9 protein-coding genes are annotated in these 12741 nt (G+C 58.0%); 1 reads left to right on the forward strand and 8 read right to left on the reverse strand.

Annotation, left to right across the window (positions count from 1 at the left end; translation table 11 throughout):
• The 8 genes from ASF69_RS02590 to ASF69_RS02625 form a co-directional block, all read right to left on the reverse strand.
• Window positions 1–1371, reverse strand: a 1371-nt coding sequence (locus ASF69_RS02590; RefSeq protein ID WP_244475370.1) for a methyl-accepting chemotaxis protein, incomplete at its 3' end; no start/stop codon positions are given.
• Between the two features lie 245 nt (window positions 1372–1616).
• A complete protein-coding gene (guaD, locus tag ASF69_RS02595) occupies window positions 1617–2924 on the reverse strand; it encodes a guanine deaminase (protein ID WP_062585017.1) in 1308 nt (435 codons plus the stop codon).
• Entirely contained in the window at window positions 2921–4168 is a 1248-nt protein-coding gene (gene puuD, locus ASF69_RS02600) for a urate hydroxylase PuuD (RefSeq protein ID WP_062585019.1), read from the reverse strand. The genes guaD and puuD overlap by 4 nt, the downstream gene beginning before the upstream one ends.
• Window positions 4169–4268: 100 nt before the next feature.
• Complete coding sequence (gcvA, locus tag ASF69_RS02605) at window positions 4269–5162, reverse strand: transcriptional regulator GcvA (protein ID WP_062585021.1); 894 nt, start codon at window positions 5160–5162, stop codon at window positions 4269–4271.
• Between the two features lie 224 nt (window positions 5163–5386).
• Entirely contained in the window at window positions 5387–6250 is an 864-nt protein-coding gene (xdhC, locus tag ASF69_RS02610) for a xanthine dehydrogenase accessory protein XdhC (RefSeq protein WP_062585023.1), read from the reverse strand.
• A 4-nt stretch (window positions 6251–6254) separates the two neighbouring features.
• Window positions 6255–8594 (reverse strand): xanthine dehydrogenase molybdopterin binding subunit, encoded by a 2340-nt coding sequence (gene xdhB / locus ASF69_RS02615; protein ID WP_062585025.1) that lies wholly within the window; start codon window positions 8592–8594, stop codon window positions 6255–6257.
• Between the two features lie 3 nt (window positions 8595–8597).
• Window positions 8598–10067: a xanthine dehydrogenase small subunit gene (gene xdhA / locus ASF69_RS02620; RefSeq protein ID WP_062585027.1), complete on the reverse strand. Its 1470-nt coding sequence runs from the start codon at window positions 10065–10067 to the stop codon at window positions 8598–8600.
• Window positions 10068–10091: 24 nt separating this feature from the next.
• On the reverse strand, window positions 10092–10868 hold the full coding sequence (locus tag ASF69_RS02625; RefSeq protein WP_062585029.1) for a 3-hydroxybutyrate dehydrogenase: 777 nt from the start codon (window positions 10866–10868) through the stop codon (window positions 10092–10094).
• A gap of 160 nt (window positions 10869–11028) precedes the next feature.
• Here ASF69_RS02625 and glpK point away from each other — a divergent pair, with 160 nt between their 5' ends.
• On the forward strand, window positions 11029–12522 hold the full coding sequence (gene glpK, locus ASF69_RS02630) for a glycerol kinase GlpK (RefSeq protein ID WP_062585615.1): 1494 nt from the start codon (window positions 11029–11031) through the stop codon (window positions 12520–12522).
• Window positions 12523–12741 lie beyond the last annotated feature (219 nt).

The raw sequence follows: 12741 nt of genomic DNA on the forward strand, positions 1-12741 counted from the left end.
GAGCGCCAGCAGGTTGGTCTGGAAGGCAATTTCATCGATGACGCTGATGATGTTGGTGATCTCGCCCGAGGAGCGCTCGATTTCATTCATGGCAGTCACGGCCTGACGCACGACGTCACCGGATTTTTCCGCACCCTGACGGGCCTTGGCAACAAGGCCGCCCACTTCTTCGGCGCGACGGCTGGAATCCTTCACCGTGGTGGTGATTTCTTCCAGTGCAGCTGCGGTTTCCTCGACGGATGCGGCCTGCTGCTCGGTGCGCTTGGAAAGATCGTCTGCAGCGGAGCGGATCTCGTTTGCGCCGGCATCGATGCCACGGGCATTCTGGCCAACCGCGCGTAGTGCGTTGTTAAGGTTGCCGACGGAATCGTTGAAGTTGTTGCGCAACGTATCGAGATGGCTGACAAAGGGAGTGTCGATGCGGCAGGTGACGTCGCCATCGGCAAGGCGACCAAGGCCTTCAGCCAGCCGATCCACGGCAAACTGCGTATCCGCCGCATCCTTCGCCTTTTGGGCTTCGCGCTCGTTGCGCTCCTTCTCGGACAGGTTACGCGTTGCAGCCGCTTCACTTTCCAGACGTGTGCGCTCCAGTTGGTTATCGCGGAAGACGGAGACAGCCTTTGCCATCTGACCCACTTCGTCGCGGCGATGCTGTCCTTCCACCGGTGCCGTCGCGTTGCCCTGGGCAAGCGAAATCATGCGCTCCCGCAGCGCCGAAATCGGCGTCGTGATCCCCTTGGCTGCAACGATGAGCGCAGCGATGATGCCGAGCGCGAATGTAAGGCCGATGACCAGCAACGAGTTGAAGATCGTTGAATCGGTCTGTGCGGTCAGTTCGTCGCTTCTTGCGTCTACTTCTTTCACGATCCTGTCGAGAAACGCGGCATTGTCCGACGCCAGCGGAAGGACCAGCGCGTCGACTTTTGCGAGCAGGGCTTTCGCCTCATCATCCTTTTCCGCTTGCGCCAGTTCGACACTGCGATCCGTCAGGGCTACGATTTCTTTTGCCCTTGTCATCAAGGGGTCGATATTTTTAGCTTCTTCAGGCAGCAACGCCTTAACTTTCTCAAGACGCTCAAAGAGCTTTGTTTTGCTATCCTTGTAATAATCCAATGCTTTCGCGATTGCAGGATCGTTGATTGAATAGACCATCATCTGATAGGCGCCATAGGCGGTCGCCGCCAGATTGCGGTTTGCTCTTGCGATTTCGATGCTCGCCTTTATTTCCTTGGCGAGGAAATCCGAGTAATCAGTATCCCCTTGTTTGTACCTGCTGGAAACGAAGGCAGTGGCTGCCAACCCGACGATACATAGGGGTATAATCAAGGTCAGTATTTTCGTGCGTATGCTCGCATTTTCTAAAAACGACATTCGTCCTCGCTTTGAGGTTCTAGCCGAAACACGAGGCGTCCGAAGGGGTGGCCGGGGAGGGCGGCGGATTCAATCACTTCGGAGCAAAACAGCTCGGAACGGGGGATTTATTTGCATGACAGTGCGAGCATGCCGTCATGGCGCTCAAGACTAAAGCTGTCGAGCGGAAACTATTTAGGTACTATTTAAATATACTTAAAATTATCTGCATGTTTTAGCTACGATAATATCGATAAATTCGAATATTAAATTATGCTTTTTACAGGTTTCCCGGCAATATAAGTTTCTTCTACTGTTCTGTCGTCGCCCATTGTCAGCATCAGAAACAGTTCTTCTGTCAGGCTGGTGACAACTTCCATTTTCAGCGCCATGGCGGGAGTGGAGGCGGCGTTGAGAACTGCGATATCCGCATCCGTTCCTGGCTCCAGCGTGCCGATGCGATCAACCATGGATAGGGCCTCGGCATTGCCGCGGGTCATCATGTACCAGCTTTCCAGCGGGTTCAGACGCTCACCCAGCAACTGCTGGATTTTGTAGGCCTCATCCATCGTGCGCAGCATGGAATAGCTTGAGCCACCGCCAATATCTGTGGCGACAGCGATGCGGACCGGCTTTTCGCGGCGCTGCAGCTGTTTCATCGGGAAAAGACCGGAGCCGAGAAACAGGTTGGAGGTGGGGCAGTGGACGGCCACGGCGCCTGTTTCGGACAGGACATCCGCTTCACGGTCCGAAAGGTGGATGGCGTGGCCAAAAAGCGTCTTCTTGCCCATCAGGCCATAGCGCACATAGATATCCGTATAGTCGATCGCATCCGGGTAGAGCTCGCAGGTGTATTTGATCTCGTCCATATTTTCGGAAAGATGCGTCTGGATGAACAGGTCCGGAAACTCCTGCGCCAGCGCCTGTGTCGCTTCCATCTGTTGCGGCGTGGAGGTGATGGCAAAGCGCGGCGTGATGGCGACGTGGTTGCGGCCCTTGCCGTGCCAGTCGGCGATCACCTGCCGGGTCTCGTCATAGCCCAGTTGCGGCGTATCCAGCAGACCCTGCGGGGCGTTGCGGTCCATCATCACCTTGCCGCCAACCATCAGCATGTTGCGCTTCATGGCCTCGGCAAAGAATGCATCGGCAGAGGTCTTGTGCACCGAGCAATAGGCCACGGCCGTCGAGGTGCCATGGCGGATGAGTTCATCGTAAAAATGCGTGGCGATGCGCTCTGCATGGGCGCTTTCGACAAACCGGCATTCCTCTGGGAAAGTGTAAGTATCGAGCCATTCAAGGAGATTTGCGGCATAGGAACCGATGACCTGCATTTGCGGGAAATGCAGATGCATGTCGATCAGCCCTGGCACGATGAGGTGCGGGCGGTGGTCTTTTTCCTCGACATCGTCTGGCGCCTTGACGCGGATGTCCGCATAGTCGCCGATAGCGCTGATCCTGCCGTCTTCGATCAGCAGGCCCCCGTCTTCCACATAGAGATAGCTGGCCGTATCAGATATGGAGTGCGGTGCGCGGTTGAAGCTTAGCAGGCGTCCGCGCAGCAGGAGCATGGTCATTCCGTTTTTCCTTGGGACAGGGCGCTCTCGTACCAGGCAGTCAGCACCTTGCGTTCTTGCGGCGTAATCGCCGTGATGTTGCCGGGGGGCATGGCATGGCTACGGCCTGCCTGTAAATAGATTTCCCGCGCATGGGCCGCAATTTCGGCATCGGTTTCCAGTCGGACTGCCTTGGGCGTGAAAGGCACGCCTTCCCAGACTGGTTCTGCGGCGTGGCACATGGAGCATCGGCCCTGCACCACGTCCCGCGCAGATGCAAAATGCACGTCGCTTGCGAAACGCTGCTGTATCGGCGAGAGCGTCGCGGCTTTTTCTTCCTGCTCGCCGGTCAGTATTTTCGGAACGGTAGAGAGCCACATGATCACAAGAAAGATCAGCGCCGTGACCAGCCATGTCCAGGTGGGCTTGCCTTTGCGGGCATGGGTTGTGTTGAACCAGTGGCGGATCGTGACGCCCATCAGGAAGACAAGTGCCGCGATGATCCAGTTGAACTGGGTGGCAAAGGCCAGCGGATAATGGTTCGACAACATGAAGAAGATGACGGGCAGCGTCAGGTAGTTATTGTGCAGAGAACGCTGCTTGGCGATGCGTCCGTATTTCGGATCTGGCGTGCGCCCGGCGATGAGGTCCGCGACAACGATCTTCTGGTTGGGAATGATGATCATGAAGACATTGGCCGACATGATGGTAGCGGTAAACGCGCCCAGATGAAGGAAGGCAGCGCGTCCCGTAAACACCTGCGTGTAACCCCAGGCCATCGCCACCAGCGCGATGTAAAGAACCGCCATCAGGCCCCAGGTGTTGTTGCCGATGGGTGATTTGCACAGAAGATCATAAAACACCCAGCCAACAGCCAGCGATGCCAGCGACAGACAGATGGCCTGAAACTGCGTCAGTTCCAGCACGGAATGATCGATGAGGAAAAGATCCGCGCCGCCATAATAGACGATACAGAGCATCGCAAAGCCGGAAAGCCAAGTGGCATAGCTCTCCCATTTGAACCATGTCAGATGTTCCGGCATCTGCGCGGGCGCCACCAGATATTTCTGGATGTGGTAGAAGCCGCCGCCGTGGACCTGCCACTCTTCGCCATAGGCACCGGCCGGCAGATGCGCGCGTTTGACCAAACCGAGATCGAGCGCGATGAAGTAGAAGGAGGAGCCGATCCAGGCAATCGCTGTTATCACGTGCAGCCAGCGGACGGCAAAGGCCATCCATTCCCACGCAATGGCATATTCGTACATTATGTTCCCCTGACGTTGCACCGCACTGTGCGAGAATTTCGGGCGTTAGAAAAGAGGCAACAGCGCTTTGTACGCAGGATTGTCACATAAGGACTGTGGATCACGGCTCCGGCGGGAACTCCTCCAGCATCCAGTCGCGAAACGCCTTGATCTTTGGAATGTTTCGACGGCTTTCCTGGTAGACGAGCCAATAGTCGCGGCCATCATTGCAGACGAGATCGAAGGGCTGAACCATGCGACCGGCGGCGATGTCATCGGCAAAATGGGCCGGATTGACGATCGCCACGCCATGACCGGCCATGGCCGCCTGTGCCTCGAGATTTTGAAAACCGAAACTGCTGCCGGTGCGCGTGTCGAGCTCCGAGGCGTCCACGCCCGCTTCCGTAAACCAGTGTTTCCACCAGACATCATTCGGGCTGATGATCGTCAGTTTCAGCAGATCAGCGGGTGTCTTCAGCGGACCATGTTTTTCCAGCAGCAACGGGCTGACGACCGGCGCAAAATCCAGCCGCATGATCCGGTGGCCGATCAGGCCCGGCCAGTCGCCCTTGCCCCAGCGTATGCCGACATCGACATTGTCGCGGGCGAAATCGACGATGTCGTTGGAGAGCGCCAGATGCACCGCGATCTTTGGGTGTCGCGCCTGAAACACGCCCAGCCTGCGCGCAAGCCATTGCTGCGCGAATGTGGGGGTGGGGGAAACGATGAGGACATCACCCGTTCCTGTCCTTGCCTCCGCGATGGCGGTCTCCAGGATCGAAAAGGCCGTATTGGCCTGTTGCGACAGTCGCTCACCCACCGATGTCAACGTGACCTGCCGCGGCTTGCGCACGAACAGGGCCGCACCGATGAAGTCCTCAAGCAGTTTGATCTGGTAGCTGACCGCCGTCTGCGTCATGCCAAGTTCTTCGCCAGCCTTGGTGAAGCTCAGGTGACGGGCTGCACTTTCCAGCACACGAAGGGCGTTCAGGGGAACGTTGCGTGACATTTTCATGGATAATCTCTCTTCATCCATACCGTCGAAAGTTTCATTGGTTTTTCCCGGAAATCAGGTGCATTTCTCTCTCATAGCATCAAAAAAGCTCAGGAGAAATCGAATGCGTACAGTCGCTTTCAGCGTCTGGTCAGCCCTGTTTGCGCGCCTGCGGACAATCCAAATGCCACAGCCGGGACCGGATCGGCCCACCGTGTTGCTGCCCAGTGAGGCGACGCTTCAGGTCAAGCGCGATCTTGGCTTGCTGGATGGTCGTGGCCAAAGGGGGCGGGAGCAGCCTCGTCAAAGCGATGAATTGCGTGAAGCACTTCGCTTGCCACCAAGGATGCTATGACCTGCGGGCGTTTGTCCTTCACGATGCTGCCGCCAATCGGCAGGATGAGGCGCTCGATCATCGAGGGCGGCGCACCCTCGCGGCTTAGCCAGTGCGAGAAGGTTGCGCGTTTGGTCTGTGAGCCGATCATCCCGACATAGGCCAGGTCTTGTCGCGCCAAAGCCTCGCGCGCAATCAGGAAGTCCAGTGCGTGATCATGGGTGACGATCACCACCGATCCACCCGGCGGAATGGTTTTGACCAGAGCTTCCGGCATCGGAGCCAGATGCGATGTAACGCTTTCGGAAAGTCCAACCAGTTCATCCCGTCGCGTTTCAACGACGGTCACGGCGAGGGGCAGAAGCGCCATCGCTTGCGCCAGAGCCCTTCCGACATGGCCTGCGCCAAAGAGGAACACAGCGGGGTAGGCGTCCTCCTCACTTTGCCAGCGATTTTTCAAATCGTCAGCGATGGCCGGCGTGACTTTAGAAAATCTGATCAGCGTTCTGCCACCGCAGCACTGCCCGATTTCCGGACCCAGAGCGATATCCAGGCTGTCAATCGCTGTCGTGCCTGCCAGCATGGCGCGCGCATGGTCGATTGCCATATATTCGAACTGCCCGCCGCCGATCGTCTGCCAGATCCGGTCTCGCGACACGAGCATAAAGGTTCCTGCCTCTCGTGGCGCGGAACCCTTTACGGACGCGATTTCTATCAGGATGACGGAATCATTCCCCTGTAGAAAGGCGCTGAGCGTGGTGTCGGCAATCGTCATGCTTTCACACCCGCTTCAGCCGCTCCACCGCCATCAACACCCTCTCAGGCGTCGCAGGTGCGTCCAGCCTTGGGCAGACCTTGTAATCCGCAACGCTGGCTACGGCCATGGAGAGCGCCTCCAGCACCGAGATTGCCAGCATGAAGGGCGGTTCGCCCACAGCCTTGGACCGCCCGATGGTCGGTTCTGCGTTTTCGGCCCATTCCGCCAGCCTCACATCGAAGATCTTCGGACGGTCGGAGGCCAGCGGTATCTTGTAAGTGGAGGGCGCATGGGTGCGCAGCCGCCCCTTCGCATCCCACCACAATTCCTCGGTAGTCAGCCAGCCCATGCCCTGAATGAAGCCGCCTTCCACCTGTCCGATGTCGATTGCCGGGTTTAGCGATTTGCCGACATCGTGGAGAATATCGGTGCGCTCCATCATATATTCGCCGGTCAGCGTATCGATGGAAACCTCCGACACGGAGGCGCCATAGGCGAAATAATAGAAGGGCGTGCCTTTGCCAGCGTTGCGGTCCCAGTGGATTTTCGGAGTCTTGTAAAAGCCTGCGGCGGAAAGCTGGACGCGCGCGAAATAGGCCTGCTTGATGAAATCGTCAAAGGCGATTTCCTCCGTTCCCACGCGAATGCGGTTCGGCAGAAAGGTCACGTCTCCTTCGCCGACATTCCATTTTTCCATGGCGAATTTGACCAGCCGTTCCTTGATCTGGCGTGCTGCATCATAGGCTGCCATGCCGTTCAGATCCGTGCCGGAAGATGCGGCTGTTGCGGATGTGTTCGGCACCTTGCCCGTGGTTGTGGCGGTAATCTTGACGCGGCCGATATCCACCTGAAACGCGTCGGCAATGACCTGGGCAACCTTGGTGTAAAGGCCCTGTCCCATCTCCGTGCCGCCATGGTTCAGGTGGATGGAGCCATCATTATAGACATGCACCAGCGCCCCCGCCTGGTTGAAGGCGGTCATGGTGAAGGAAATGCCGAATTTTACCGGCGTCAACGCAATGCCCTTGCGGATGACAGGGCTTGTTCTGTTGAAGTCGATGATTGACTGGCGTCTCGCCTGATAATCGCTGGAGGTCTCCAGCTCCTCCACGATACGGGCGATGATGTTGTCCTCCACCTCCTGGTGGTAGGGGGTGGTGGTACGGCCCGAATCCTTCTGGCCGTAGAAATTCAGCTTGCGGATTTCGAGCGGGTCCTTGCCCACCGCATAGGCTATTTCCTCGATGAAACGCTCGGCCCCCAGCATTCCCTGCGGCCCGCCGAAGCCGCGAAAGGCGGTGTTGGAAACGGTGTGCGTTTTCAAGGGCTTCGACTGAAGCTTTACATGCGGGTAGAAATAGCTGGAATCCGCATGGAACAGGGCGCGGTCCGTCACCGGGCCGGAAAGGTCGGAGGAATAACCGCAGCGGGCGGCATAGGTGGCGTCGACTGCGTGAATGCGGCCTTCCTCATCGAAGCCCACCTCGTAATCCACGCGGAAATCGTGGCGCTTGCCTGTAGCGGTCATGTCCTCGTCGCGGTCGGGTCGCATCTTGACCGCCCGATTGAGCTTCTTGGCGGCGATGGCGCAAAGCGCTGCAAACTGGTTGCCCTGCGTTTCCTTGCCGCCAAAACCGCCGCCCATTCGCCTGACCTGCACGGTCACGGCATTGGAGGGCACCTGCATGATATGGCTGACGATGTGCTGGATTTCGCTTGGGTGCTGTGTGGAACTCCACACAGTGACCTCGTCATCTTCGCCCGGCACCGCCATGGCAATGTGGCCTTCCAGATAGAAGTGCTCCTGACCGCCGATCCGCATGGAGCCGGTCAGGCGGCGCGGCGCGACATCCATCTCCAGTGCCGCATCGCCACGCTGCAGGACCATGCCCGGTGTAACCAGCGGCTCGCCGTTCTCCATGGCAGTGTCTATGTCGGTCCAGTGGGGCAGATCCTTGTAGGTAATCTTGGCCTTGCGTGCTGCCTTGCGGGCAATGTCACGGTTTTCGGCGAAGACGGCAAAGATCGGCTGGCCGTGAAATTCCACCAGCGTTTCCGCCAGCAATGGTTCGTCGTGACGACCGCCGGATGACACATCGTTTTCGCCGGGCACGTCCTTGCCCGTCATGACCCACAGAACCCCCGGTGTGGCCTCGACTTCGGAGAGATCCATGGCCACGATTTCGGCATGGGCGCGGTCCGCCATGCCGATGGCGCCGTGGATCATGCCCGCAGGTTCGGGAATATCGTCAATATATTCGGCACTTCCGGTTACATGCTTATGCGCTGAATCATGTCGCAACGAGCCATGCATCTTGCCCTCAACGACTGTTTTTTCGGATTTGAATGTTGTTGTATCCATGTCTCACACCTCCGCCAGCGCGAAGCGTTGCAACTCCTGGCCTTGCCCGGATGTCTCGAGAAAGAAGCGGGTCAGCAGGTTCTTTGCGGTCAGCAGCCGATATTCGGCTGTGGCACGCCAATCCGTCAGCGGCTGGAAATCCTCATCGATGGCATCGCGGGCCGCTTCGATGGTGTCTGTGTTCCAGACTTTGCCCATCAAGGCCTGTTCCAGACGGCTGGCCCGTTTCGGCGTTGCGGCCATGCCGCCAAAGGCGATGCGGATGTCGTCAACGGTGCCGTTTGGCCCCAGTTGCAGATGATAGGCGGCGCAGAGCGCCGAGATATCCTCATCCCGCCGTTTGGAAATCTTGTAGACCGCAAAGTGGCTGTCCTGCGCCTGGAACGGCACGAAGATCTTCTCCACGAATTCGCCCGCGAAGCGGTCCTGCTTGCCGTAATCGACAAAGAATGTCTCAAGCGGCATGGAGCGGGTGCCTGATGTCGAGCGCAAGGTCAAGGTGGCACCAAGCGATATCAGGGCAGGGGGCGTATCGCCGATGGGGGAGCCATTGGCGACGTTGCCGCCAATTGTCCCCATGTTGCGCACCTGCTGGCCACCGATACGATCAATCAGGCGACCGAAAGCGGGTATATGCTTTGCAAGAACGGAGAACGCCTGGGCGTAAGTCACGCCGGCGCCTATGGAAATGCCGTTTTCTTCCACCGCAATGGATTGCAGCTCGCTTAAGTGATTGATGAAGATGACAGGGTTTAACGCCCGCATCTGTTTCGTCACCCACAGGCCCACATCGGTGGAGCCGGCCACGATGGTTGCCTTGGGTTCTGCGCCATAGGCGGCGGTAAATTCCGTGAGATTACCGGGAATGATGGTGCGACAGCCATTGCTGCTTACGACAATGGTCTCATTCAGTGGAATGGCCCACAGACGCGACATGATGCTGGCGCGGTCGCGCTCTATGGGGTCGAACAGCGTGCTTGGCTTTGCGGCCGTAACGCTTTCTGCGGCACGGATGATCGGCTCATAACCGGTGCAGCGACAGAGATTGCCCTGCAAGGCCTTTTCGATATCGGAACGTGACGGCTTGTCGCTGGTCAGCCACAGGCCATAGAGCGACATGACGAAACCCGGTGTGCAGAAACCGCATTGCGATCCGTGAAAATCCACCATGGCCTGCTGAACGGGGTGCAGCACGCCATCCTTGCCCGCCAGATGCTCGATGGTCACGATATGGGTGCCGTGCAGGGAACCGACGAAACGAATGCAGGCATTGACGGTCTCATAGCGCAGAGATCCGTCCACCAGCCGCCCGATCAGCACCGTGCAGGCGCCACAGTCGCCTTCGGCGCAGCCTTCCTTGGTGCCGGTCAGTCTTTTTCGCAGCCTCAGATAATCGAGCAGCGTGTCGGTTGGACCAAAGTCTTTGAGCGATACACTCTCATTGTTGAGGATGAAGCTGATTGCGTCTTTCATGCCGTGCCTTCGTATGCGTTATCGTTATTGGGCCGTCCAGCCGCCGTCTATCGAGATGTGTGTTCCGGTGATCTGACTGGCCGCATCACTGGCCAGAAAAATGGCCGTTGCCGCGACATCATCGACCTTCACGAATTCCTTCGTCGCCTGCAGCCGTAACAGAACATCGTTCTTGACCTCTTCCTCGCTGATACCGCGTGTTCTGGCGGTGTCGGGAATCTGCTTTTCCACAAGCGAGGTCAGCACATAGCCGGGGCAGATGGCATTCACGGTAATACCGCTCTGCGCAAGTTCCAGTGCGGCGGATTTCGTCAGCCCGATAATACCATGTTTTGCCGCCACATAGGCAGATTTGTAGGGTGAGGCGACAAGCCCGTGGGCCGAGGCAATATTGATGATGCGTCCCTTCCCGGCGGCTTTCATCAAAGGGATGACCGCGCGCATGGTGTGAAAGGAACTGGTGAGATTGATGGCGATGATCTGATCCCATTTTTCCGGCGGAAATTCATCGACGGGTGCGACGTGCTGAACGCCCGCATTATTGACGAGAATGTCCACCGATCCGAGCTTTTCATGGGTTACCTTGACCAGATCGGCAATCTCGTCCGGTCTGGTCATGTCGGCCGGATGGTAGAGAATGCGAGTGCCGCTTTCCGCTTCCATCAGAAGACGCGTGTCTTCAATCTGGTGTTCGTCGCCGAAACCATTCAGCATCACGTTGCAGCCGTCATTGGCGAAAGCCTGCGCTATTGCCAGGCCGATGCCGCTGGTCGAGCCTGTTACGATGACTGTCCGATGCATGCGTTCCCCTTTTTATATAACGTTGCAACGATTTACATCAGGTTATGCTTAAACCGGGGGAGGTGGCAATCGGATTTCACGGGGCTGATGACAACGGCGTGGCTTGACATTGCAGGCCGCGCATATTGTGTTGCGCGACATTGATTTGCGGGAGGCATGCATGGGCGGTTATATTCTCGCCATCGATCAGGGTACGACATCGACACGGGCCATCATCTTCGATGGGTCGATGCAGGTTGCGGGCACGGCGCAGAAGGAATTTCGCCAGATTTTCCCGGACTCCGGCTGGGTGGAGCATGATCCGGAGGAAATCTGGGAAAGCGTTGTCTGGTCAATCAGGCAGGCGCTGGAAAAGGCTGGTTTGAAGGCCGCCGACATTGCCGCCATCGGCATCACCAATCAGCGCGAGACGACGCTTTTATGGGAGCGGGAGACTGGCAAGCCGCTGCACAACGCCATTGTCTGGCAGGATCGGCGCACCGCCAAGCTTTGCGAAAAGCTGAAGAAGGACGGCCATGAAAAGGTTTTTGTTAAGAAGACCGGCCTGCTGCTAGACCCCTATTTTTCCGGCACCAAGCTTTCCTGGCTGCTGTCAAAGGTCAAGGGCGCGCGCAAGCGTGCGGAAAAGGGCGAGTTGTGTTTCGGCACCGTCGATACCTTTCTGATCTGGCGCCTGACCGGCGGCAAGTCCTTCGTGACGGACGCCACCAATGCCTCGCGTACTTTGATGTTCAACATTGAAAAGAACGTCTGGGACAAGCAGCTTCTCGAGATTCTGGATGTTCCCCCATCCGTTCTTCCTCAGGTTCTGGATTGCGCAGCAGAGTTCGGTGTTGCCGACGAGGAACTCTTCGGCGCCCCAATCCCGATCCTCGGCGTTGCGGGAGACCAGCACGCAGCCGTGATCGGGCAGGCATGTTTTGAACCGGGCATGCTGAAATCCACCTACGGCACTGGCTGCTTTGCCCTTCTCAATACCGGCGAAGACATGGTGCGTTCCAAGAACCGGCTTCTGACGACCATCGCCTATCGGCTGGACGGCAAGACGATCTACGCGCTGGAGGGCTCCATCTTCGTGGCCGGGGCGGCGGTTCAGTGGCTGCGCGATGGTTTGAAGGTTATCGGTTCGGCATCGGAAACCGGTGCTCTGGCCGAAAAGGCCGATCCAGCTCAGGATGTTTATCTCGTGCCTGCCTTTGTCGGCCTTGGCGCACCCTGGTGGGATGCGGAGGCAAGAGGCGCAATGTTCGGCCTCACGCGCGGCACCGGTCCTGCAGAATTTGCGCGTGCGGCGCTGGAAGCCGTCTGCTACCAGACCGGCGACCTGCTGGATGCCATGCACAAGGACTGGAAAAACGCCAATGGCGATACCGTGCTGCGCGTCGATGGCGGGATGGTGGCATCCGACTGGACGATGCAGCGCCTGTCAGACCTTATCGATGCGCCTGTCGATCGGCCAGTGATACTGGAAACGACGGCGCTGGGCGCAGCCTGGCTGGCGGGCAGTAAGGCCGGTGTCTGGCCGGATATGAAGGCGTTCTCCGACGCCTGGTCACGGGATCGCCGGTTTGAACCGCAGATGGACGATGAAACGCGCGAACGGAAGATCAAGGGCTGGAAAAAGGCCGTCCAGCGGACATTGAGCAACGCGTGATCCCTGGGCCGCTCGGCATTGTCTGGCCTTCTGGAACGGAAATGCCGGCGGCCAGATCACCAAGTCGCAAGACCCCGGGAAGGCGGGTCTGAGGTGCGCACCTGCCTTGCCGCCAACACCAATTCTTAATGGGTTGGGCTGTAAATTCGGCAATTGAATTAAATCGGCGCAAGTGCCGTTTCATTCCGATTGAGGTTCGCCCGGCGCGGTCCGAGCCTG

Origin of the sequence: Rhizobium sp. Leaf311 (genome assembly GCF_001423445.1) — a bacterium.
Lineage (GTDB): Bacteria > Pseudomonadota > Alphaproteobacteria > Rhizobiales > Rhizobiaceae > Agrobacterium.

Bases quoted from the DNA above. Each gene is read 5' to 3' on its own strand.
- xdhA (WP_062585027.1), bottom strand. From the start codon at position 10,067: ATGAAAGACGCAATCAGCTTCATCCTCAACAATGAGAGTGTATCGCTC.
- gcvA (WP_062585021.1), bottom strand. From the start codon at position 5,162: ATGAAAATGTCACGCAACGTTCCCCTGAACGCCCTTCGTGTGCTGGAA.
- glpK (WP_062585615.1), top strand. From the start codon at position 11,029: ATGGGCGGTTATATTCTCGCCATCGATCAGGGTACGACATCGACACGG.
- puuD (WP_062585019.1), bottom strand. From the start codon at position 4,168: ATGTACGAATATGCCATTGCGTGGGAATGGATGGCCTTTGCCGTCCGC.
- xdhC (WP_062585023.1), bottom strand. From the start codon at position 6,250: ATGACGATTGCCGACACCACGCTCAGCGCCTTTCTACAGGGGAATGAT.
- ASF69_RS02625 (WP_062585029.1), bottom strand. From the start codon at position 10,868: ATGCATCGGACAGTCATCGTAACAGGCTCGACCAGCGGCATCGGCCTG.
- xdhB (WP_062585025.1), bottom strand. From the start codon at position 8,594: ATGGATACAACAACATTCAAATCCGAAAAAACAGTCGTTGAGGGCAAG.
- guaD (WP_062585017.1), bottom strand. From the start codon at position 2,924: ATGACCATGCTCCTGCTGCGCGGACGCCTGCTAAGCTTCAACCGCGCA.